Source organism: Streptomyces sp. NPDC007095 (genome assembly GCF_040634475.1).
Classification (GTDB): Bacteria; Actinomycetota; Actinomycetes; order Streptomycetales; family Streptomycetaceae; genus Streptomyces.
On the sequence record NZ_JBEYFS010000024.1, the window covers coordinates 1 to 22,051 of the forward strand.

Annotated in this window: 18 protein-coding genes; 1 reads left to right on the plus strand and 17 read right to left on the minus strand. The window is 71.5% G+C overall.

Going from position 1 to position 22,051, the window contains the following annotated elements; genetic code table 11:
• Positions 1-335: 335 nt before the first annotated feature.
• On the minus strand, positions 336-740 hold the full coding sequence (locus ABZ656_RS11130) for a hypothetical protein (RefSeq protein WP_360266771.1): 405 nt from the start codon (positions 738-740) through the stop codon (positions 336-338).
• A 38-nt stretch (positions 741-778) separates the two neighbouring features.
• Between ABZ656_RS11130 and ABZ656_RS11135 the strand changes: the two genes are divergently transcribed.
• Positions 779-1,459, plus strand: a complete 681-nt coding sequence (locus ABZ656_RS11135; RefSeq protein ID WP_101401187.1) for a phosphatase PAP2 family protein — start codon at positions 779-781, stop codon at positions 1,457-1,459.
• A gap of 7 nt (positions 1,460-1,466) precedes the next feature.
• On the opposite strand, the gene ABZ656_RS11140 is transcribed toward ABZ656_RS11135, so the two are convergent.
• Genes ABZ656_RS11140 through asnB form a run of 16 tightly spaced genes read right to left on the minus strand, consistent with a single transcriptional unit; the run spans position 1,467 to position 22,048 of the window.
• Positions 1,467-2,801, minus strand: coding sequence for a glutamate-1-semialdehyde 2,1-aminomutase (locus ABZ656_RS11140; protein ID WP_360266658.1), 1,335 nt, complete (start codon positions 2,799-2,801; stop codon positions 1,467-1,469).
• A 7-nt stretch (positions 2,802-2,808) separates the two neighbouring features.
• Positions 2,809-3,360, minus strand: a complete 552-nt coding sequence (gene rfbC / locus ABZ656_RS11145) for a dTDP-4-dehydrorhamnose 3,5-epimerase (protein ID WP_360266661.1) — start codon at positions 3,358-3,360, stop codon at positions 2,809-2,811.
• On the minus strand, positions 3,357-4,604 hold the full coding sequence (locus ABZ656_RS11150) for a polysaccharide pyruvyl transferase family protein (RefSeq protein ID WP_360266664.1): 1,248 nt from the start codon (positions 4,602-4,604) through the stop codon (positions 3,357-3,359). Before ABZ656_RS11150 ends, rfbC begins: the two co-directional genes overlap by 4 nt.
• Positions 4,601-5,548, minus strand: a complete 948-nt coding sequence (locus ABZ656_RS11155; RefSeq protein ID WP_101401190.1) for a glycosyltransferase family 2 protein — start codon at positions 5,546-5,548, stop codon at positions 4,601-4,603. Before ABZ656_RS11155 ends, ABZ656_RS11150 begins: the two co-directional genes overlap by 4 nt.
• The gene (locus ABZ656_RS11160) at positions 5,545-6,840 is read right to left on the minus strand and encodes a hypothetical protein (RefSeq protein WP_360266668.1); all 1,296 of its coding nucleotides are present in this window, start codon (positions 6,838-6,840) and stop codon (positions 5,545-5,547) included. The genes ABZ656_RS11155 and ABZ656_RS11160 overlap by 4 nt, the downstream gene beginning before the upstream one ends.
• On the minus strand, positions 6,837-8,120 hold the full coding sequence (locus tag ABZ656_RS11165) for a DUF4910 domain-containing protein (RefSeq protein WP_360266671.1): 1,284 nt from the start codon (positions 8,118-8,120) through the stop codon (positions 6,837-6,839). Before ABZ656_RS11165 ends, ABZ656_RS11160 begins: the two co-directional genes overlap by 4 nt.
• Positions 8,108-9,133: an SDR family oxidoreductase gene (locus tag ABZ656_RS11170; protein WP_101401192.1), complete on the minus strand. Its 1,026-nt coding sequence runs from the start codon at positions 9,131-9,133 to the stop codon at positions 8,108-8,110. The genes ABZ656_RS11165 and ABZ656_RS11170 overlap by 13 nt, the downstream gene beginning before the upstream one ends.
• A gap of 3 nt (positions 9,134-9,136) precedes the next feature.
• Positions 9,137-9,784, minus strand: a complete 648-nt coding sequence (locus tag ABZ656_RS11175) for a PIG-L deacetylase family protein (RefSeq protein ID WP_101401193.1) — start codon at positions 9,782-9,784, stop codon at positions 9,137-9,139.
• Positions 9,781-10,575, minus strand: a complete 795-nt coding sequence (locus ABZ656_RS11180) for a glucose-1-phosphate cytidylyltransferase (RefSeq protein WP_101401194.1) — start codon at positions 10,573-10,575, stop codon at positions 9,781-9,783. Before ABZ656_RS11180 ends, ABZ656_RS11175 begins: the two co-directional genes overlap by 4 nt.
• Positions 10,572-11,846 carry a class I SAM-dependent methyltransferase gene (locus ABZ656_RS11185; RefSeq protein ID WP_360266676.1) on the minus strand — a complete coding sequence of 425 codons (1,275 nt, stop codon included), beginning with the start codon at positions 11,844-11,846 and terminating at the stop codon, positions 10,572-10,574. Before ABZ656_RS11185 ends, ABZ656_RS11180 begins: the two co-directional genes overlap by 4 nt.
• Positions 11,843-13,084, minus strand: a complete 1,242-nt coding sequence (locus ABZ656_RS11190) for a glycosyltransferase (RefSeq protein WP_101401196.1) — start codon at positions 13,082-13,084, stop codon at positions 11,843-11,845. Before ABZ656_RS11190 ends, ABZ656_RS11185 begins: the two co-directional genes overlap by 4 nt.
• A 2-nt stretch (positions 13,085-13,086) precedes the next feature.
• A complete protein-coding gene (locus ABZ656_RS11195) occupies positions 13,087-14,391 on the minus strand; it encodes an O-antigen ligase domain-containing protein (protein ID WP_360266681.1) in 1,305 nt (434 codons plus the stop codon).
• Between the two features lies 1 nt (position 14,392).
• The gene (locus ABZ656_RS11200) at positions 14,393-15,940 is read right to left on the minus strand and encodes a right-handed parallel beta-helix repeat-containing protein (RefSeq protein ID WP_101401198.1); all 1,548 of its coding nucleotides are present in this window, start codon (positions 15,938-15,940) and stop codon (positions 14,393-14,395) included.
• Positions 15,941-15,948: 8 nt separating this feature from the next.
• Positions 15,949-17,907, minus strand: coding sequence for an alginate lyase family protein (locus ABZ656_RS11205; protein ID WP_360266684.1), 1,959 nt, complete (start codon positions 17,905-17,907; stop codon positions 15,949-15,951).
• On the minus strand, positions 17,904-20,096 hold the full coding sequence (locus ABZ656_RS11210; RefSeq protein ID WP_360266687.1) for a bi-domain-containing oxidoreductase: 2,193 nt from the start codon (positions 20,094-20,096) through the stop codon (positions 17,904-17,906). Before ABZ656_RS11210 ends, ABZ656_RS11205 begins: the two co-directional genes overlap by 4 nt.
• Before the next feature lie 17 nt (positions 20,097-20,113).
• Positions 20,114-22,048, minus strand: a complete 1,935-nt coding sequence (gene asnB / locus ABZ656_RS11215) for an asparagine synthase (glutamine-hydrolyzing) (RefSeq protein WP_101401201.1) — start codon at positions 22,046-22,048, stop codon at positions 20,114-20,116.
• Between the last annotated feature and the right edge of the window lie 3 nt (positions 22,049-22,051).

A 22,051-nucleotide genomic window follows, 5' to 3' on the forward strand; every position in this document is an offset into this window, starting at 1 on the left:
GCCCACGTCAGGGCAGACAGAAGCACCCCCGGCGCACGCCACGGGATTTACCACGCCCCCGGCGCGCACCGAAGGTGCGCTGGATCGCTGACCTGCTAGTTCCTTCCACATGTTTTCGTTTCACATGTTTTCGATGACGCATCATGTGGAGTGCGTCGCCATTCTTGAGCCGGTCCGACAGGCCGTCTGACCTGTGGCTTCTCGGGAATGGGCATAGGTTCGACCTGTTTCCGGTGGATGCAACAGGTGGATGCGGAGAACCATCCAGAAGCAAAATTCGAGGAGTGTTGACACGCGGACTTCCCGACGGCGGTTTGCCGCGACCGCGTTGTTGGTTAGTGTGCCAAGTGGACGACGGGGAGCTCGTTGGTGGGGAGTTGGCACCAGAAGGCATGTCGGCGGGCGGCAGCGGGCAGTTCTCGGGGGCGCGGCATCGCCGTAGCGGCGGGTGACATGGCGTCGGCCCCGACGGGAGAGGGAAGGTGCATCGCATCTGCCGGATGGTCTGCGACGGTGTGCGGGCTTCCGCTGGGGTTGTGGCGGCAGCTGGCGACCAGAGCCCGAGACGCGATGCGCGCGGCGCGGGCGGTCGTGGCCGCGACCATGCCGTTTCCGGCCTGCCCGCGGGAGCCGAGGTACTGACGGGACACATAGGCCGTGGCGTGCCCGGACTTACGGCCACCGGAGTCGTCCGGAAACAACGCCCCGCCGTCGTGGGGCGCGGTCGCCGGCGCGGGCATGAGCAAAGCACCTCAGGTCGACCGGACGCGGTGGGCGTGTGACCGGCCGGTCGGCGCCCGCGGTGCTGCCCCCGTCGCTGCGCGGGTGGCTCGGGCCGATCGCGGCCCTTGCCGCGCTGGTGGTCGTCGCGCTCGGGGCCCTGTATGCCGACGGCAGCAAGCCCGGCGTGGTGGACGCGCGGATCTCGGCGGCGGTGCACGGTGTGCGGCCGCCGTGGCGGTACGTCGCTCTGACCCTGGACTTCCTGGGGGAGCCCGTGGGAGCGGCGACGCTGGTCGTGGCCGCCGTGACGGGCTGCCTGCTGCTTCGGCGTCCTCGCGCGGCGGTGCTCGTCGTCGCCGGCGTCGGCATGGCCGTGGGGACGGCGACGCTGCTCAAGTCCCTGGTGGGACGCACCATTCATGACGGGTCCCTGTCCTACCCGAGCGGCCACACCGCCTTCCTCACCGCGCTCGCCCTCGTGGTGGCGCTGCTCGCGACCGGTCGGCTCGGCCTCGGCAGGACGGCCGGCACGTCACTCGTGCTCGCCGCGGCGCTGGTCGCCGGCGCCGTCATGGGCTGGGCGCAGGTCGCCCTGGGCGCGCACTACCCGACCGACGTCCTCGGCGGCTGGTGCACCGCGCTGGCGGTGATACCGGCGACCGCCTGGCTGGTCGACCGGACGGCTGACCGGCTGGTCGATCGGATGGCCGACGCCGGTCGGCGGGAGCGTCGCTGACGTCACGTCACGCCAGGCGGCGGAACACGGGCTTCACCGGTCGTCCGGCCAGCCAGGGGGTGGGGTCAGCGGCGTCCAGTGCCTTCCGGTACACCGCACATGCCTGGGCCACCACGTCGACGGTGTGATCGATGTCGGCGTCGTCGAGCGCGCTGCTCACCACGAACGACGGGGCCAGCACCCCGCCCGCGAGGAGTCGGCGCAGGAACAGGGTGCGGTACGGCTGCGACGGCCGCAGGTTCTCGTCGAGGGTGGCGAAGACCAGGTTGCTGGCCCGGCCCCGGACGACGAGGTGGTCGCCGACGCCCATGGCGGCCGCGGCGTCGCGGAGACCGGCGGCCAGCCGCTCGCCCAGGGCGTGCAGCCGCGCGGTGACGCCCTCCTCGATGTAGATGGTCTGCACGGCCATCGCGGCTGCCAGGGAGTGTGTTTCCGCACCGTGCGTGGTGGACAGCAGGAACACCCGGTCGCCGGAGTGACGCAGCCCGCCCCGCTCCATCAGATCGCGGCGCCCGGCCAGCGCGGAGACGGCGAATCCGTTGCCCAGCGCCTTGCCGAACGTGGAGAGGTCGGGGACGACGCCGTACAGGCCCTGGGCGCCCGCCTCGGACCAGCGGAAGCCGGTGATCATCTCATCGAAGATCAGTACGCAGCCGTGCCGGTCGGCCAGCTCGCGCAGGCCGGCGAGGTACCCCGGCGGCGGCTCGGTGTGGGTGGCGGGTTCGAGGATCAGGCAGGCGACCTCGTCCTGGTACCGGGTGAGGAGCTCCTCCGTGGCGGCCAGGTCCCCGTAAGGGAACGCCACGGTGAGCTCGTTGGTCGCCGCCGGAACACCGGCGGACATCGGCGTGGTGCCGATGTACCAGTCGTCGACGGAGAAGAACGGATGGTCGGCGCAGATGGCCACCTGAGGGCGCCCGGTGGCGGCGCGGGCGAGGCGCACCGCGGCGGTGGTGGCGTCGGAGCCGTTCTTCGCGAACTTCACCATCTCGGCCGTCGGCACCGTGGCCAGGAAGCGTTCCGCGGCTTCGACCTCCACGATGGACGGCCGGACGAAGTTGCTGCCGCGGTCGAGTTCCCGCCGCACCGCCTCGATCACGCGTGGGTGGGCGTGGCCGAGGCTGACCGACCGCAGGCCGGAGCCGTACTCGACGTAGCGGTTGCCGTCGATGTCCCACACATGGGCACCGCGGCCGTGGCTGATGACCGGGGCCAGGTTCTCGGGGTACTGGTCGTCGCCCTTGGCGTAGGTGTGCGCGCCCCCGGGGATCATGGCGTGCAGCCGCTCGTTCGCCATCCGTGAGCGGGGCAGGAGGAGTTCTTCGGTGTCTTCGGTGGGCACGCCGACCTCAACTTTCCTTGTGCTGCAGGACCTTGGCGAGGCTCGGCGCCTCCCGGTCCCGTTGGGACATCGATGTGACCGGCAGCGGCCAGGGGATGGCGAGCTCGGGGTCGTCGAAGGCGATCGTCACGTCCTCGGCCGGATCGTGCTGGCGGTCGATCCGGTACGAGGTGTCGGCGGTCTCGGTCAGCGTCTGGAAGCCGTGCGCGCACCCCGCCGGGATGTACAAGGTCACCTGCGTCTCGCCGGACAGCTCGAAGAAGGCCCGGTTCCGGTACGTCGGCGAGTCCGGCCGCAGGTCCACGACGACGTCGAAGATCCTCCCGTACGAGCACCGCACCAGCTTGGCCTCGCCTGCGCCGGAGCGCAGGTGCAGGCCGCGCAGCACGCCCCGGACCGATCGGGACAGGCTGTCCTGAACGAAGGAGTCCGGGTCGAGGCCCACCGAGCGGACCACGTCGGCGTCGAAGGTGCGGCAGAAGAAGCCGCGCTCGTCGGCGTACGGCGTCGGCTCGAAGAGGTACGCGCCGGTGATCTCCGGGACTTCGGTCGCTTTCATGGAGACTCCTGCCGAGCGTGAGCGTGGGTGTGGTCGGTCGCGGGGAACACGGCCGCGGTCAAGGAGGTGAACTGGTCCTCCAGTTGCCGGGCGGCGGCCAGGTTCCGCTCTACCAGGGTCTGCCGCAGCTCGGCCGATCGCTTCTCCAGCGCCCGGAACTGTTCGAGCAGCCGGTCGGCGTCGACCTCGCGTGCCGGGTGGCAGTACGCGCCGAGGCCCATCCGGTCCATGAGCGCGTCGCTCTTCGCCGCATAGCTGAGTGCGAGCACCGGTGTGCCGGTCTTCAGCGCGCAGATCAGGTTGTGGTAGCGGACCGCCACCACGGTGTCGGCGGCCGCCATCTCGTTCATCAGGTCGGCCAGTGAGGCCGGTTCGGCTGCGGTGACCAGCGGTGAGTCCACCGCGCCGAGGATCGAGGCGACCACCGAGGCATCGCACGCGTCGCCGGTGAGCAGCCGGACCGGCCTGCCCTCCTCGACCAGCGTGCGGACGAACCGGGTCGTCCCGTCGAGGTAGCGCCGGTATATCTCCTCCGCCCGGGCGCGATCGTCGTTGCCGCCGTGGAAGTCCATCACGCCGACGCAGACAGGGCCCGGCGGGGCCGACGGGTCCGAGGGCGCGCTCGCCCGGGGCGTCGGCAGGGCGAACGCGAGGTCCGGGTAGACCTCGTCGCGCGCGGTGTCCACACCCATCGCCCGCATCGCGTCGCGGGACTGGGCGTCCCGGTACGATCGGTACGCGGCCAGTCGCCCCGACCAGCGCACCAGGGCCCGGGTCGGCCGGTTGCCGATCGTCGCGGCGCCGACGCTGACCAGCGCCACCCGGGTGCGCAGCAGCCGGCCGCTCGCGCAGAGCAGGAACAGCGAGTACGGGAAGCCCCAGGGCCGTAGCGGAAGGGTGGCCTCCAGGACGCCCATGCCCGGCACGATCACCACATCGTGCCGGCGCACCCAGGCGGCGGTGCGGAAGACGTCGACGAGTTTGCCGAGCCCCTTCGCCGCGATCGCGCCCGCACGTGACGCGGTCCGGTACTCCGCGCGGTTCCAGTGCAGCCGCGTGGCGGGGATCCCGAACCGGGCCGTCACAGCCTCGGGCCCGCCGCACAGGGCGTCCACGATCGCCTCCGGGTGGTCGGCGCGGAGGTATCCGAGGACGGCTTCGAGGGACCCGTCGTTGCCGAGGTTGCCGGAGCCGAGCAGGCCGAACACCCCGACGCGCACCGGAGTTTCGTCGGCGGACGTCATGCCTGCCTCCCCTCACGGCCGGCGACGAGGGCGTCGACGGAGACCGTGAGCAGGGCCGGGTCGACCGGGGCGCGGTCCTCGACCCGCTCGCCTGCGCCCGGCCGGACCCGGCTGGTCATCCACGCGGCCAGGTGGCGGTAGCACGCGCGCCGGTCGGCCGGGGACAGCGGCGCCCGCCGGATCGCCGAGGCGAAGCCCCAGACGTACTCGGCGAGCAGCCGGGGCGTCGGGTGCAGCAGGCCTGCCCGGCGAGGGTCCAGGTTGACGCACCGGGAGCGTTTGGACGGGTTCGCCCGCTCGGCGCGGGTGGGGTGGTCGCGGCGGAAGTACAGCACCTCCGGCACCTGGTGGAAGGGCCCGTGCAGGGTGATCTCGGCGACGAACGTGCGGTCCGCGTGGTGGTAGCTGTCCATCGGTCTCACCTGGCGCAGCATGTCGGCCCGCATCACCCCGTAGAAGTCGTCACCACCCGGCTCGAACAGCAGACTGCGGAAGCGCTCCGGCGCGTGCGGCGAGTCGGTGGCGAGCGTGTACTCGTAGGGGACCGTCACCTGGCCGTCGCCGTCGATGACCGCCTGGTCGGTGTGTGCGAGGATCACGTCCGGCCGCTCGTCCAGCGCTTCCACGCAGCGCCGCAGCAGGTCGCGGCCGTAGAGGTCGTCGTGGGAGGCCCACTTGAACAGTTCGCCGCGGGACTCGGCGAACACGTGGTTGTGGTTCGGCGTGGCGCCGATGTTCCGGGGCAGCCGGAGGTACCGGATGCGGGAGTCCTGCGCGGCGTACTTGCGGCAGATGTCCTCGGTCCCGTCGGTCGAGGCGTTGTCGGAGACGACCAGTTCGAAGTCCTCGTAGGTCTGGCCGAGCAGGGCGTCGAACGACTCGGCCAGGTACTCCTCGCCGTTGTACACGGGCAGGCCGATGCTCAGCCTCGGTCGGTCGGTCATGAGGTCCTCACTTCGGGGATGGGATCGCGGTGGCGCTCGCGCAGGGCGGAGCGCAGTTGCAGCCACCACACGGCCGAGCCGCTGATGGTCGCGGCGGCGACTCCCCAGGCCGAGCCGGCCGTGCCGCCGAGGGCCGCCCCGCCGAGCCCGCCGCCGACGTAGCAGACGGAGGCGAACAGCTGGGAACGCAGGCTGCGCCGGGCCGCGCCGAGCGCGCGCAGCCCGGCCGCCGCGCCGGTGCCGAGGCCCGCGCCCGCGACGCTGAGGGTGATCTGCACGATGAGGTGCGAGGAGGAGTGCCAGACGTCGCCGAGCGCCAGCTCGCCGAGCCGGTCGGGCATCAGCAGCAGCGCGGTGCCCCAGAGCAGCGCGCCGGCGGCCTGTCCCCCGCCGAGGAGGAGGCAGAACCTGCCGAGCCGGTGCGGTGCCTGCCGCAGCACTCGTGCCGCCTCCGGAACGGTGACCAGCGAGAGCCCCATCAGCACGGCGAGGAACGGGCCGAGCAGGAGTTCGGCACCCCGCACCGCGCCCACCGCACTGACCCCGACGATCACGCCGAGCCCGTACGCCCGCAGTTGGCTGGCGCCGCTGAGGCTGACGTTCTCGACCAGGTACCGGTAGCCGAGATCGCGCTGCTCGCGAAGCCAGGCGCGTGCCTCGCTCATCCGGGGCCGGATGCCGGACTGGATGTAGCCGTACCCCGCCGCGACCGTGGCGGAGGCGCCCCAGGCGAGCACGAAAGCGGCCACGTTGCCCACACGGGCCGCCACCACCATGGCCGGTACGAGCGCGATGCCCCACACGAGGTCGTTGACGAACGCCTTCCGTCCGGCGCCGTTGGCGAAGAACGAGAAGCGCCAGGCGTCCTGGAGCAGCAGCCCCGGCAACATGACGCCAAGGGCGGCGAACGCGGGCCCCATGCGGCCGCCGAGACCGAGCCCGGCCATCAGACACACCGCGCCGAGGGCTCCACCGACGCCGAGGGCGGTACCCGTCGACCGGGCCACGGCCCCGCGCCAGGACGCGTCCGGCACACCGCTGAAGCGCACGACGAGCGGGTCGGTGGCCAGACCGCGGGAGACGTTGAGCACCACGCCGTAGGTCACCCAGGCGAGGCTGAACACGCCGAACGCGGTCACCCCCAGCGAGCGGGCCACGTAGATACCCACCGCGAAGTTGCTGATGCTGGAGGCCGCCTGGTCGGCCAGTCCCCAGGACAGCCTGCCGAGGAGGGCCCGCTTGGCGGATCCGGCCGGTGTCGTCTTCTCCCCCTCGGTGGCCATCGGCGTCATGTCTTGATCAGCCCGGCGCCGTGCAGAGCGCCGGCGGCTGCGGCGACGGTGTCGAACGGGAGCCCGGACCGCTCGGCGACGTCCAGCAGAGTGTGCTCGCCGTCGGAGAGGTTGAGCACCCAGAGCATGGCCATCTGGGCCTGCTTGGTGTCGCTGCGGCCGCCGAGCGCGTCGTACAACCCGCGCCGACCCAGCTGTGGTTCGCCGTAGGGGCTGAGGTTGAGGTACCGCCGGTTGCGGTCGAGGACGGCGAACGCCTCGCGGCAGAGGGCGAGGGTGTCCGCCATCGCCGTCGGGGAGACGAAGTCCAGGTTGTCCGCCGACGTGTGGTACTCGGGGTAGCCCGCGTACGGGGTCCGGGTGAGCGAGCCCACGCCCAGATTGAACCCGGGCGAGCAGTACTGCCGCTCGTCGTAGCCGTACGGGGTGAACTCGTTGACGCGGTGCGGGCGTTCGGATGCGGCCAGAACGTGCCGCATCACCCGGTCGATCTCCGCGTCGCCGCGTCTGCTCTGCTTGTACGTCACCTGTCCCGGGTCTCCGGCGCAGGCCAGCACGAGGCCGTGCTTGACCCGTTCGATCCGCTCCGCGTTGCGGGCCAGCCAGGTGATCGCCCCGATGGTGCCGGGCGCGTAGATGAACCGGTAGGTGTAGTACGGCGTCTCCTGTGCCAGCGCGCGGGCCAGGAACGTCGCCACGCCGATGCCGGCCAGGTTGTCGTTGGCCAGCGACGGGTGACAGGTGTGGCAGGAGACGATCACCTCGTCGGCCACCTGTCCGGGGACCACGTGCTCGGCGTAGGTGAGGTGGCCGTCGGCGAGCGTGGAGTCGATCCGTACCTCGTACTCGCCGTCCGGCAGCGCGTCCAGGGTCTCCTGGGCCAGGCAGAACCCCCAGTCCGGCTTGTAGTAGCTGGTGCGGTACGGCACCCAACTCGGTTGGTCAGGCAGGGTGTGCAGGTGTTCACGCAGTTCGTCCAGCGGCATGGTCGCCGACACCGGCACGCTGTAGCCGAGCACGTGCAGGCTGGACGCGGCGAAGTCGACGACCCGCCGGCCGGTGGTGTCGGCGATGTACGCGTCCCGGATGTTCCACTCCTGGGGCACCGTCCAGTCGAGCACCTGCGTCCCGGTCGGCACCTCGTGCATCTGGAGCGGAAGGTACTCGCCGACGATGTCCAGGGTGGCGCGCACCCCGTCGCCGGTGATGCTCCGGCAGAGCGGATACAGCCGCTCCACCAGGCCGTACATTTCCTCGCCCGCGTCGGTCATCGGCGCCACCGCAGGGTGTCGTCGACGGTGCCGGCGTCGGACGCCGCGCGCAGCACGGCGAGGCGGGTGAAGCGCTGCTCGAAGTCCTCCCGGGTCAGGTCGAACTTCCGGTAGGCGTCGGCGAGTTCGAGTGCGCCCTGCTTCACCGTCCACTCGCAGTCGAAGCCGGGCAGCGCGGCGCGGAACCGGGAGAAGTCCACCCGGTAGGACCGCGGATCGGCACCGTTCTCCCCGGTGATCACCACCTTCGCGCCGGCCACCGCCTCGGCGACCTGATCGGCGATCTCGGCGACCGTGACGTTGTTGATCTCGCTGCCGATGTTGAACGCCCGGTCGTGCACCGCCTCGCGCGGCGCGGTCAGCGCGGCCGTGAAGGCCCGTGCGATGTCGGCCGCGTGCACCAGCGGGCGCCAGGGGGTGCCGTCGGAGAGCACAAGCACCTCGCCGGACAGGAGCGCGTGGCCCACCAGGTTGTTCAGCACGATGTCGGCGCGCAGCCGGGGCGAGTAGCCGAAGGCGGTGGCGTTGCGCATGAACACCGGGGTGAAGTCGCCGTCGGCCAGCGCGTGCAGGTCGTCCTCGACCCGCACCTTCGACTCCGCGTACGGCGTCACCGGGCGCAGCGGGGCGTCCTCGGTCACGAGGTCGTCGCCGCCGGAGGCGCCGTAGACGGAGCAGGTCGACGCGTACAGGAAGCGCCGCACTCCGGCGTCGCGAGCCAGCCTGGCCAGCCGCACGGACGCGTGGTGGTTGATGTCGTAGGTGAGCTCCGGCGCCAGCGATCCCAGCGGGTCGTTGGACAGCGCGGCCAGGTGGATCACGGCATCCACCCCGGCCACGTGCTCGGCCGTGACGTCGCGCAGGTCCACCCGCGGCCCCGGCGGGTCCGCGGGCGCCGGGCCGAGGACGCAGTCGGCGAACAGGCCGGCGTCGAGGCCGACGACCTCGTGCCCGGCGGCCGCCAGGACCGGGGCCATGACGGTCCCCAGGTAGCCCTGGTGTCCGGTCAGCAGTACGCGCAAGGTTCAGTCCCCCAGATCGAGCGTGAGTTTGGTGACGGCGAACGCCTCGGCGTATCGCTCGTGGCATTCGATGCCGCGGATCCGCGCGAGGCCGAGGAAGGCCTCCCGGTCGTACCAGGGCCGGTGCCGCTGCGAGGCGTAGTGCTCCTGCAGCAGCCGCACCTTCTGTTCGGCGATCTCCGGCGACATCGGCTGGTACGCCGCCATGCGGCCGAGGTCGCCGTCCCACTTGACGATCTCGTAGCCGAGCACGAGGTGGTCGCGGAACGCGGTGGGTATCAGCTGCGCCAGGCCGCGGTGGTCCTGGTGCGCGTCATCCGTGCGCGGGGCCAGCACGAGATCCGGCTCGGTGCGCTCGCGCAGTTCCTCGACCGCGGCCTTTGCCTCCTCCCAGTGCGCGGGCAGCCGGCCGTCCGGCAGCTTGTGCACGGTCAGCCTCAGATCGGCGCCCGGGCAGAAGGCGGCGAGCGCGGCCTGCTCCTCCTGCTCCCGCTCGCTGCCGCCGCCGGAGAGCACCAGCGCGTCGACACGGATGCCCGGCCGCGCCTGACACAGCGTCAGCAGTGTGCCGCCGGCGCCGATGGCGATGTCGTCGCAGTGCGCGCCCACCGCGACGATCCGGTCCACAGGCCCGGCCCCGAGCCGGATCACGCTCTGGCTCCGGCGCGGTCCCGTTCCCACACGGCCCACGGGCGGTCGCCCCGGACGTAGGCGTCGTCGAGCGCGGCCCGCTCCTTCACGGTGTCGGTCGGCTTCCAGAAGCCACGGTGCTGGTGCGCCACCAGCCGCCCCCGCTTGGCCAGTTGGGCACATCCGTCGGCGACCAGGTCCCCGTTCTCCGGTATGTGGTCGAAGACCTCCTGGCGGAGCACGAAGTAGCCGCCGTTCTCCCACAGCGGCAGTTCGCTCACCGCGGTGATGCCCCCCACCAGGCCGTCCTCGCCCAGCTCCACGCAGTGGAACGAGGACTGCGGCGGCACCACCATCATCGACGCACCGGCGTCGCGCCGGGCGAACCGGTCGATCATCTCCGGCAGCGGGGCATCGGTGAGCACATCGGCGTAGTTGGCGAGGAACATCTCGTCGCCGTCCAGATGGTGCCGCACCCGGCGCAGCCGCTCCCCGATCGGCGACTCGATGCCGGTCTGCGCGAAGGTGATCGTCCAGTCCGCGATGTCGGTGGACAGCAGCTCGGTCCGACCGGCCCGCAGCACGAAGTCGTTGGACGCCGTCTCCTCGTAGTTGAGGAAGAAGTTCTTGATGTGGTGAGCCCCGTACCCGAGACACAGGATGAACTCCGTGTGCCCGAAGTGCGCGTAGTAGCGCATGACGTGCCAGATCAGCGGTCGCGGCCCGACCATCGCCATCGGCTTGGGCACGTCGTCGGAGGCTCCGTTGCGCATGCGCATCCCGTAACCGCCGCAGAACAGAACGACCTTCATGACTTGACCTCGACAATGCTCAGTTCCGGGATCGGAAAGACCAGTCGGCCGCCCCAGTCGTGCACGAAGGACAGCTGCTCGACCAGCTCGGCCCGCAGGTTCCATGGGAGGACGAGGACGTAGTCCGGCTTGTCGGCGGCTATCTGCTCGGGCGGCAGGATCGGGATACGGGTGCCCGGGGTGAACCTGCCGTGCTTGTAGGGGTTGCGGTCGACCGTGTACGCGAGCAGGTCGGGCCGGATGCCGCAGTGGTTGAGCAGGGTGTTGCCCTTGCCCGGGGCGCCGTAGCCGACGACCGTCTCGCCGCGCTCGGCCGCGTCGATGAGGAACCGCAGCAGGTCCCGGCGCACCTTGGCCACCCGGGCGGAGAACTCGGTGTACCCGGACAGCTCCTGCAGCCCGGCGGCCTTCTCCCGGGCCAGCACGTCGGCCACCCTTCCCCAAGCTCTCGGCTCCGCTCGAGCAGGGGATACCCCATTGGTCGGCTCGCCGGCCACCTCGGTCGGCCGGGCCCACAGCCGGATGGAGCCGCCGTGCGTGGGCAGCAACTCGACGTCCACGAGCGCGAGTCCGCCGCTCGCCAGGGCTCGGGTCGCGGACGCGACCGTGTAGTACTGGAAGTGCTCGTGGTAGATCGTGTCGTACTGGTTCTCCTCGATCAGGGTCAGCAGGTGCTGCACCTCGATGGAGACCCAGCCGTCGTCGGCGACCAGGGCGCGCAGCCCACGGGTGAACCCGACCACGTCGGGGATGTGCGCGTACACGTTGTTGGCCACGACCAGGTCCGCCGGGCCGTGCTCGGCGCGGACGGCCGAGCCCGTGTCCGGGGACAGGAACTCCGTGAGCGTGGGCACACCCGCGTCCCGTGCCGCGGCGCCGACGTTCACCGACGGCTCGATGCCGAGGCAGCGGATCCCGCGGTCGACCACGTGCCTCAGCAGGTACCCGTCGTTGCTCGCGACCTCGACCACGAAGGCGTCGGAGCCGAGACCCAGCCGCTGTACGGCGTCGGCGACGAACGTGCGCGCGTGCTCCACCCAGGAGGTAGAGAACGAGGAGAAGTACGCGTACTCCTTGAACGTCTCCTCCGGCGTGATCAGCGGCGGGATCTGCGCGAGCCAGCAGTCGGTGCAGACCCGCAGGTGCAGCGGGTACGCCGGCTCCGGCTGGTCCAGTTGGTCCGCGGCGAGAAAGCTCTCACATGGTGGCGTCGCCCCAAGGTCGACGACGCTCGTCATCGCTTCCGAGCCGCAGAGTCGGCATCGTGTCATCTACTGTCCCCATCCCCCCTGCTCGCGCGTGTGTCCCCGCCGCGAGCCAGTGCTGACCGACCCGCGATCGCGGTGCGGTACTCCTCCACCAGGCGCTCCAGCCCGACGGCCGGGCTGAAGTCCTGCTCGTAACGGCGCCGGGCCGCCTGGCCCATCTCCCGGTTGCGGGCCGACTCGGCCGTGATCCGGCGCAGGCAGGACGCGAGCGATGCGGACTCGCCCGGCAGGTGCAGCAGCCCGGTCACCCCGTCCTCGACGAGTTCGACGAAGGCGCCGTGACCGGCGGCGACGACCGGTACCCCGGCCGCCATCGCCTCCACGACCACCAGGCCGAACGCCTCCAGCCACGTCGAGGGAGCCACCACGGCGACCGACCGCGCGATGGCCTCCCGGCACTCCGCCGTGTCGTAGAGGCCGACGTACCGGACGTCGTCCCGGCCCGCCGCCCAGGCGGTCACCTCCGGCTCCAGCGGCCCCGTACCGGCGATCACGAGCGGGACGCCCACTCCGCCGTCGGCGGCGAGTTCGTCCCACGCGGCCATGAGCAGCCGCACGCCCTTGGCCTCCGCGAGCCGGCCGAGATAGAGCAGATGCTCGCCTGCGCCCGCTCGGCAGGCGCCCGGTTCGGGCACGAAGTTGTGCTTCACCGCCAGTCGCTCGGCCGGCATGCCGGCCCGCACCAGGACGTCGCGCTGCGCCGCGGAGATGCAGAAGAACCGCTCCACGCCGGACCACCACCGTCGTCGGTTGACCGACATGCCGACCGCGAGCGGTACCGTCGCCAGCCGGGAGTTCCGGTAGCAGCCGTGCCGGACGGCGGGCAGCGGCGCGGACCCGACGCACTCGGTGCACGGCCGGCCGTCCCGCTGCAGCGTGCCGGGCGGGCAGATCTGGGTGTAGTTGTGCAGTGTGGCGACGGCGGGCACGCCGGCGTCGGCACAGGCGGCCAGCACCGCCGGCGACAGGAGCGGGAAGACGTTGTGGACGTGCACCACGTCCGGCCGCTCGGTGCGAAGCCGGGCGGCGAGCTCCGCGCGGACCGCCGGGTTCCACGGCACCAGCAGCGGTACCGCGACCTTGCCCAGCAGGGACCGGGCGGCGATGTCGTCGCTGCGCCGCTCGAACACCTCGACCTGGTGGCCGGCCCCGCGCAGCAGCGCCACCTCCTGGTCGACGACCTTGTTCTCCCCGCTCGGCTGCGCCGAGGCGTAGCGGTTGTGCACCACGAGTACGTGCATGCTCAGGTCACCTCCGATCTACGGGCCCAGCGCGGGATGTGTCGTCGAGGGACTTCGGGCATCGGGAGGGCAGCGGCCTCGGCGGGTGCCGCCAGCAGCGCGGCGGCCAGGGCCAGATGAAGCAGATACGGCGAGGCGTCGCCGAGACCGGCCTCGGTGTACGACGCGATGGCGCAGTAGCTGATCAGGAAGATCGCGCAGGCCCTTTGCAGCGACGGTGGCCGCAGCAGCGCGACGGCGCCCAGCACGATGATGATCGCCGCGACGAGGGTGACGCCGATCAGACCCTGCTCGTTGTAGACGGCCAGCCAGCTGTTGTCGATCGGCAGCCCGCCGAACGACTTGTCGCCCAGGCCCACGCCGAACACCTGCTCCAAGGTCGACCGGGGCGCGGCCAGCAGGGCGTTCCAGACCTTGGCCCGGCCGGTGAGACTGGAGAAGTTCTCCTGGCTCTGTCCGCGCAGGAACCACGACTGCAGCGCGGAGGCGAACCCGACCGCGGCCACCACGGCGCACAGCACCGCCCAGGTGAAGAACCGGCGGGCCGCGGCGCTGGTCAGGATGAGCGAGCAGATCGCCAGGGCCAGTCCGATGAACAGGCCGAGCGTGGCCGTCCGGGTATGGGTCAGCGCGAGCAGCACGAAGGACGGCACGATGACCGCCACGGCGCTGACCCTGTCGGTCCGGCGGCCCAGGACGAGCAGCACGGTGAGCCCGATGATCACCGCCGCGTACTGCCCGATCTGCGGCGGGGTGAGCGGCCACAGCGCGCCGACGAGGCGTCCGCCGTAGAGGCCGGGCAGGGCCGCGCCCGGTGAGACGACCAGGCCGGCGGCCACCGATGCGAGCACCGCGAAGTACATCCGGATGTGGTGGCGGACGAACGTCAGGCTGCCGTCCCACCAGCGGCTGAGCAGCCACAGTGTGCCGATGAAGAGAGCCAGCCGGAAGCAGCGGAACAACGCGCCGAGCCCGGACTCCAGGCTCGCGCTGGAGATCACGCTCGACACCAGCAGCAGGGTGAGCAGGAGCACGTAGGCGCTGGGCCGGATGCGCAGCCGTTGGTTGACCGCGAGCGCCAGCGTGAACGCGGCGACCAGCGAGCCCATGGTGACCATCTGGATGAGGGAGCGGGGCAGCGGGACGATGGTCTTGGCGCCGGCGGAGCCGAGCGTGTTGAGGACCAGCAGCCCCCAGACGATCCCGACGATCCTCGGTGTGCCGGCCGGGCGCGCTTCGGCGCCGGGCCGCGTTCCCGCCGTGTCCGGTCCGCCCGGCAGGCCACCGCGCGTCAGGTCGCCGCCCATCTCAACCACCGGCCTGTAGGTCGAGGGTGCTGCCCTTGTCCTGCAGGTACGGCGTCGCCTGCCACTGCCCGAAGTCGAGCACCCGGCTCTGGTCCTGGGCGACGAACTTCCATGGCCCGACGTAGGTGTTGTCGTGCCAGCGGTTGTGCTGCTTCTCGGTGATCGCGTCGGCCACGCCCTCGCCCTGGTACGGCGACCAGTCCGGATAGGTGCCGTAGTTGGACAGCACCGCCATGCGGTCGCACTTCTCCGTGCACTTGACGACGGACTCGTCGAGCACGAAGCGGTTGCCGTGGATGTCGACCCGCTGGGTCTTCCACCGGCAGTCGGAGTAGAGGGGTGCCTTGGCGATGGCCGGCTTCGCGCAGCTGGCGGTCTTCTTCACCAGCAGGGTGCAGTCACCGGACGAGGTGTTGGCCGGGCTGTTGCAGAACCGGTCGGCGTTCTCCCAGAGGGTGATCCCGTTCCAGTTGTCCTCCAGCACGTTCCGGTAGATCTCGATCTTGTCGGTGCGGGCCGGGACCCGTGGTTCGCCCCCGGACTCGGACAGGTAGACGGTCGCGTACGGGAAGTTGTCGCCGCTGTCGGCCGCCTTGCGGCCCTCGACCCAGTTGTTCCGCCGGATCGTGTTGTCCCGGATGACCGCGTTGTAGCTGGTCTCGTAGATCAGTGCGGCACCGTCGTTGGCCTCGATCACGTTGTTCTCGATGCGGAAGTCGTTGTTGTCGGTGTCCGCCCACAGCCCGGGTCCGCGGTTGTCGTGCACCCAGTTGCCGCTCACGTCGGCGCCGTTGACGGCCCAGAACTTGATGCCTCCGGTGCAGCCACAGCCCTTCCGCCGCCGCTCCCAGTCGCCGGTGTTGTTGCCCACGATCTCGTTGCCCTCGACGACCAGGCCGGTGATGCGGCCGTTGCCCTTGTACGCGTTCATGCCGTACTGGCCGTTGTCGCGCAGGCAGTTGGCGCGGATCTGCTGGCGGGCACCGGCCATCAGCCCGGCGCCGGAGTTGTCCCGGATCGTCGTGTGTTCGATCACCCACCCGTCGGCCGAGTCGTGGTTGACGACGCCCTCGTCCTGCGGCGCGACGAAACCCTGCACGGTCAGATAGCGGATGGTGACTTCGCGGGCGGTACCGGCGAACGCGTACTGGTTCTTCTTCCGGCCGTCGAGCACCGCGCCCGGCGCACCCAGATAGTGGTCCCCCTTCTTGGGGATGACCTGGGCGTAGCGGTCCGGGTCGAGCCTGTGCCTGCCAGGTCGAAGCCAGAACGTGGTGTTCGGGGGGCTGCTCTTGGTCTTCGCGGCCAGGTCACCGACCACCGCGGGGTCGACGGTCACCGCGCCTGCCGGCGCCTTCGCCGGCCCGGCCGCGGGGTGGGCGCACACCCGGGCCACGGATCGGGCCGCGGACGCGGCGGATGCAGATGCGGATGGCGCGGCCTTCGGGTCCGCCTCGGCTCCCGACGTGCTCTCACAGCCGGTCGCCGTCAGCAGGGCCAGCGCCAGCGGTGCCGCCGCCAACGCCCAGTGCCGCCTCTTGATCCCCACGCGCCCCCCTAGCCGTGGAACCTGAGCACGGTGGTGAACCCGTCCGTGCCGTCGGCGAAGCCGGTGCCGACCAGCGTGGTGGTGGGTTCCTTGCGTCCGAATCCCGCGGAGTACCAGCCCAGCGGCGGTTCGGTCTCGCCGCGGTGCGCCTGCCAGGACAACTGCCCGGGCAGGTCCAGCACGGCGGAACGCCCCTCACCGTCCCGGATCCAGGTGAGCACTGCCCGGTGCCCCACCAGGTCCGCGGCGACGGCAGGGCCGAGGTGGAACGCCAGGCGCACGGCCCGGCGCGGGCCGCGCACCTCGTCGACGACCCGCAGCTCCTGGCTCGCGGCCGTCAGCTCCACCCGGCGGCGGTGCACGGAGCCCTGGTAGCCGTCGTGCTCGGCACACCAGCGGGCCACCCCCTCGCCGGACGCGTCCGCGACCAGGACACGGCTGCGGGCATGCCGGGTCCACAGGAACGGGCCGCCGGAGACGGACTGGTCACCGCCGTCCAGTTGGAGGGTGTTGTGGCCGAGCGTGGACCGGAAGTACTGCCGCCACTCGGGCTGCCCGTGGTAGCAGTACGTCCCCGGGTCGGCGAGCACGTCGACCCCGTCGTGCCGGACCTCCACGGACAGCGCGTCCGCGTGGGCGTGCGCGGCGATGGACAGGAAGCCGTGCGGACCTCCGTCGCAGCGGGCCCAGATCTCCCCCGGACCGCGCAGGACGGTGAGCCCCGCGTCGGCGAAGTGGGTCGGGCGGCTTGTCGGGCGGGTCACGGCCGATGCGGTTCCGCTTTCCGGGTACGGCCGGATGAGCGCGGCCAGCAGCGGGGTACGCACATCGGCGCCGGTCACCGCCGGCCACCAGGCGAGCCGGCCGAACACGGCGTCGCCGGTGGCCAGCAGCGAGGCCCAGCGGTCGGTGCCCGCGCCGTCCACCACCAGACCGTGTCCGTCGTCCGCGTCCCCCTGACGCGGCGGCCGCAGCCGGTTGTCCACGACGGCCGCGAGCGCGTCCGTCATCCGCAGCAGTACCAGCCGGATCGACTCGGGGACCGGCACGTCGGCGGCATCTGCCTCGGCCACCGCGGCCAGCCCGAGCTCCAGCACAAGTCCGTGGTACTCGGTGGCCAGCTCACGGTTGAGGCCGGAGTCGAAGGTGTTGCTGTGCAGCTGCCGCTCCAGCGACCGCAGCGCGCCGGCTCGCCAACGCGCCGAGGAGGGGAACCAGTCGAACGCGCAGGCCGCGGCGAACTGCCCGGCGGTCTCGGCGATGACGTGGTTGTTCGCCGAGGACCCCCGGCTGGGGAAGGCGGCCAGCCAGCGCTGGTGGTGCCAGATCTGGTTCAGCGCCACCGGGTTGCCCTCGAACAGCCCGGTCGCGCCCGGCCAGCCGTCGAGCAGCCGCCGGATCCACACCCAGGACAGCAGCCGGATGCCCAGCTCGATGCCGCTGATCCAGTGCACACCGCGCAGCGGTGGGTTGGCCGCCCACCACGACCGCAGATGCTCGGCGACGCGCTCGGCGTACCGCTCGTCCCCGGTGACCGCGTAGGCGGCGGCGAGCACGGTGAGGTACTGATGCCGGGACAGCTCCCAGATCTGTTTGATGTCCCCGACCACGTCCTCGTTCCGGTACGGCACGTCGAAGGCGTAGCCCCACGGAGCCCGGCGCCCGGTCTTCGGGTCGCACCACCAGTCCGGGTCGTCCAGGTCGTCGCGGACCACCCCGAAGAACTCGGCGTGCCCGTACATCAGCCGGTCCGCCTCGGCGACGAGCCGTTTCGCGGCGTCTGGTGGCACCGCGGCGACCGTTCCCGCGGGCAGGACCGCGGTGAACCGGGCGCCGGTCACGCTCGGGCAGTCCGGCCGCGCCGACCGCCACCGCCGCCTGCGCACGGCGTCACCCGCCCGGCCCGCGACCTCCCGCGGTCCCATCCGGGACAGCCGCCGCAGGTACCAGCCCGCGCTCATGGTCATCGCGTTACCGCCAACGCCACCGGCACACCGCCGGCCAGGCCGGTCTGCACGGCGAGGGTGGCCGAGGTGGTGGCGACCAACGACTCCAGCGGCACCGGCATCGGCCCACCGGTCCGCACGGCCTTGACGAACGCGGCCAGCTCGGCGGACTGGCCCTTGTCCCGGGCCTTGGGCAGCCGCGAACTGACCCATTTCTTACGGCCGTAGACCGAGGCACGGACGAAGTCGTCGAGCCGCAGCACCTTGCCGTCCGCGACCAGGTCCAGCGTCTCCTTGGGGAAGCCGGGTGCGCCCGTGGTGACGTAGCTGATGGTGGCGGTGGACCCGTCCGGGTAGCGCAGGAGGACCTGCAGGTCCTCGTTGCCGGGCGCGGCTGTCGCGTACACCGATATCGGGTCGGCCTCCAGCAGCCAGCTCGCCGTGTCGATGAAGTGTCCGCCCTCGCCGGCGAACCGCGAGCCCTCGGTGCCCTGTCGCAGGTACCAGCTGCCGTGCTGCAGCCGGCCCGCGTTGACCAGGTAGCGGAGGCTCGCCGGACCGGTCCGGGCACCGAACCGCTTCCTGCTCTCCTGCAGCAGCGGCGCGAACCGGCGGTTGAAGCCCACCTGCAGCCGGTCGTTGCCGGACTCCTCCACCGCCGCGAGTACGCCGGCCAGCTCGTCCTCGGTGAGGGCCAGGGGCTTCTCCACGAACACGGTCTTGCCTGCCAGCAGTGCTCTGCGGGTCAGTTCGGCGTGCGAGCTGTGCCGGGTGACCACGAACACCGCGTCGATGGACTTGTCGCCGAGCACGGCGTCGAGATCGGTGGTCGCCTCGGCGAAGCCGAACTTCCGCTGCGCGTTGGCCGCAGACAGCGCCGTGGTGGTGACGACTGCCGACAGCTTGACGCCCTCACGCTGTGCCAGGTGCGGCAGCAGCATCGACGTCGCGTAGTTTCCCGCGCCGACGAACGCGAGGCGCACCGGCGTCCTGTCGGCCCGGGCCGGGGTGGATGCTCCGCCGCCGGATCGCTTCACCGCGGGCACGACGATCGCCGGGGTCCCCGCCTCCTCCGCCTCCGCCTCGGGTTCGGGGTACCGGAACAGCACGGCCACGGCCTTGAGGTCGCCGTCCTTCAGCCGCCGGTACGTGTCAACGGCGTCGTCGAAGTCGGCGACGTGGGAGACCAAGGGCTCCACGTCGACGCTGCCGCGGGCGAGGAGATCGAGGAAGCACGCCAGGTTGCGGCGCTCGGTCCAGCGCACGTGGCCGATCGGGTAGTCCCGCCCCTCCAACTCGTACTCCGGGTCGTAGCGCCCGGGGCCGTAACTGCGCGAGAACCGGACGTCGAGCTCTTTCTCGTAGTACGCGTTCCACGGCAGGTCCAGGCGGCACTTGCCGATGTCGACGACCCGGCCGCGGTCCCGGCAGAGGTGGGCGGCCAGCTCGACGGGCTGGTTGCTGCTGCCGCCGGCGGCCAGGTACACCTGGTCCACGCCGTGACCGCCGGTGAGTTCGGCGACGGCGGCTTCCACGGCCGCGGACGCGGGATCGCCGCAGGCCGCGGCGCCCATGCGCTCGGCGAGTTCGCAACGCACCGGGTCGGGGTCGGCTCCGACCACGCGGACTCCCGCGGAGGCGAGCAGCTGCACCACCAGCTGCCCGATCAGCCCGAGGCCGATGACCAGCGCCACCTCGCCGAGCTGCGGTTCGCCCTGGCGGACGCCCTGCATCGCGATCGACCCGACGGTGCCGAAGGCCGCGTGCCGCGGAGCGAGGCCGTCGGGGACCGGGGCGTAGAGGTTCTTCGGCACCCAGTTCAGCTCGGCGTGCAGCGCGTGCTCGTTGCCGGCGCAGGCCACGAGGTCTCCGGCCTTCACGTCCTCGATCCCGGCACCGACCTGCTCGACCACCCCGCACAGCGAGTAGCCCAGCGGCGTGTAGGAGTCCAGCTTGCCCATCACCTTGCGGTAGGTGGCGGGCACCCCGTTGGTGGCCACGCTCTGCATGACCTTGGCCACCTGGTCCGGCCGGGAGCGGGCCTTGCCCAGCATCGACATGCCGGCCTCGGAGACCTTCATGAGCTCGGTCCCGGTGGAGATCAGTGAGAAGGCGCTGCGGACCAGCACACCGCCCGGCTTGCACCCCGGCGCCGGAACGTCGAGCACCGCCAGCTCGCCGCTCTTGTAGTTCTGTACGACCTGCTTCACCCGAGAACTCCTGATTCCTAAGCCGTCAACCGAGTGCTCTGGCCGGACCCGGAGGTCGCGTCGCGATACCAGTACTCGAGGGTCAGTACGTGCCACAGATGTTTGGAGAAGTCCCGCTGCCCGGCGGCGTCCTCGGCGACCATGCGTGCCAGCGCGTCGCGGCGCAGGAACCCGGAACTGACGAGCAGGCCGTCGTTCACCACCTCGCGCACCAGCGGTGCCAGGTCCCGGCTCATCCAGGCGCGCAGCGGGGCGCTGAACAGGCCCTTGGGCCGGTAGACGATCTCCCGGGGCAGGACCGAGGTGGCCGCCTCCTTGAGGACGGCCTTGCCCTGTCGTCCGACGATCTTGCGATCACCGGGCACGGCGAACGCCGCCTTGACCACCTCGACGTCCACATACGGCACCCGTACCTCGGTCGACGCGGCCATGCTCGACCGGTCCGTGTAAGCGAGGTTCAGGCCCGGCAGGAACATCCGGGCGTCGGTCAGGCACATGCGGTTGACGAAGTCGTCGAGGTCGTTGTCCTGGTAGACGTCCGCGTGTTCGGTCAGCACGTCGTCGACGGTCCCGGCCAGGTCGGGATCGAGAAGGGCGAGCAGCTCGTCCTGGTCGTACATGGTGTAGCTGCGCCGGAACGCGGTCTCCTCCGGCAGATCGGCAAAGGAGAGGAACCGCTTCGCGAAGCGCACCGACCGGTACCCCCGGCGGGCCGTGGCGACCGGCAGCCGGTCCACCACTCCGGACACCCCGCGGCGCAGTGACCGCGGGACGCGCTGGTAGCGCAGCGCGAGCAGGTTGGCCAGGTGCTTGCGGTACCCCGCGAACAGCTCGTCGGCCCCCATCCCCGAGAGCATCACCTTGACCCCGGCCTCCCGTGCGGCCGTGCAGATCAGGTACGTGTTGATCGCGGCGGGGTCGCCGATCGGCTCGTCCAGGCTGTACGTCATCTGCGGCAGCAGGTCGAGCACGTTCGGGGCGATCTCGATCTCGTGCAGGTCGACGCCGAACTGCTCGGCGACCTGCCGGGCGTAGCGCAGGTCGTCCGGCATCGCCTCGAACCTGGCGTCCTCGGCGCGGAAGCCGATCGTGTAGGCGGAGATCCCGGGTTGGTGGCGGGCCGCCAGCGCGGTCAGGTAGCTGGAGTCGAGGCCGCCGGAGAGGAAGGTCGCCACGGGTACGTCGGAGAGCAGGTGGTGCCGGGTCGACTCCTCGACGACGGCGGCCAGGTCCGGCCGCTCACCGGCCAGGGCCCGGTCCCGGCCCTCGGCGGCGACGTCCTTCAGGTTCCAGAACCGGCCGCGCTCCACCCGGCCGTCGGGCCGGCACCGCAGCCAGCTCCCCGGGGGCAGCTTCTCCGCTTCGCGGAACGCGCAGCGCGAGTCCGGCACCCAGTAGTACAGCAGTGAGGCCACCAGCGCCGCTTGGTCCACCTCCAGCGACCCGCCGGTCGCGGCGGCGAGCGCCTTGAGCTCGGAGGCGAACATCAGGCCCCTGCCGCGCCGGAGCAGGAACAGCGGCTTGATGCCGAGCTGGTCGCGGGCGAGCACCAGGTCACCGGTGCGTTCGTCGAAGATGCCGAACGCGAACATGCCGCGCAGCCGGGACAGGCAGTCCGTGCCCCAGCGCCGCCAGGCCTCAAGTACTACCTCGGTGTCGGAAGTACCGCGGAAGCGCACCCCGGTGGCCGCCAGCTCGGCGCGCAGCTCGGGCGCGTTGTACAGCTCGCCGTTGTACGTCAGGGCGAGGCCGTCCGAGACCATCGGCTGGGCGCCGGTCTCGGAGAGGTCGATGATGGCCAGCCGGCGGTGCCCGAGCTGTACTTCGCCGTCACCGACGGGGTGACCGTAGCGGCCCGCGCCGTCCGGGCCGCGGTGGGCGAGGGTGTCGGTGAGCCGGTCGGTCACGGCCTTTCCGTCCGGCCATCGGTAAGTGCCTGCGATGCCACACATGTC

What these genes read in the sequence shown, in the direction of transcription:
- ABZ656_RS11130 (WP_360266771.1), bottom strand. Translation starts at nt 740, where the DNA reads ATGCCCGCGCCGGCGACCGCGCCCCACGACGGCGGGGCGTTGTTTCCG.
- rfbC (WP_360266661.1), bottom strand. Translation starts at nt 3,360, where the DNA reads ATGAAAGCGACCGAAGTCCCGGAGATCACCGGCGCGTACCTCTTCGAG.
- ABZ656_RS11150 (WP_360266664.1), bottom strand. Translation starts at nt 4,604, where the DNA reads ATGACGTCCGCCGACGAAACTCCGGTGCGCGTCGGGGTGTTCGGCCTG.
- ABZ656_RS11155 (WP_101401190.1), bottom strand. Translation starts at nt 5,548, where the DNA reads ATGACCGACCGACCGAGGCTGAGCATCGGCCTGCCCGTGTACAACGGC.
- ABZ656_RS11160 (WP_360266668.1), bottom strand. Translation starts at nt 6,840, where the DNA reads ATGACGCCGATGGCCACCGAGGGGGAGAAGACGACACCGGCCGGATCC.
- ABZ656_RS11180 (WP_101401194.1), bottom strand. Translation starts at nt 10,575, where the DNA reads ATGAAGGTCGTTCTGTTCTGCGGCGGTTACGGGATGCGCATGCGCAAC.
- ABZ656_RS11185 (WP_360266676.1), bottom strand. Translation starts at nt 11,846, where the DNA reads ATGACACGATGCCGACTCTGCGGCTCGGAAGCGATGACGAGCGTCGTC.
- ABZ656_RS11190 (WP_101401196.1), bottom strand. Translation starts at nt 13,084, where the DNA reads ATGCACGTACTCGTGGTGCACAACCGCTACGCCTCGGCGCAGCCGAGC.
- ABZ656_RS11195 (WP_360266681.1), bottom strand. Translation starts at nt 14,391, where the DNA reads ATGGGCGGCGACCTGACGCGCGGTGGCCTGCCGGGCGGACCGGACACG.
- ABZ656_RS11205 (WP_360266684.1), bottom strand. Translation starts at nt 17,907, where the DNA reads ATGACCATGAGCGCGGGCTGGTACCTGCGGCGGCTGTCCCGGATGGGA.
- asnB (WP_101401201.1), bottom strand. Translation starts at nt 22,048, where the DNA reads ATGTGTGGCATCGCAGGCACTTACCGATGGCCGGACGGAAAGGCCGTG.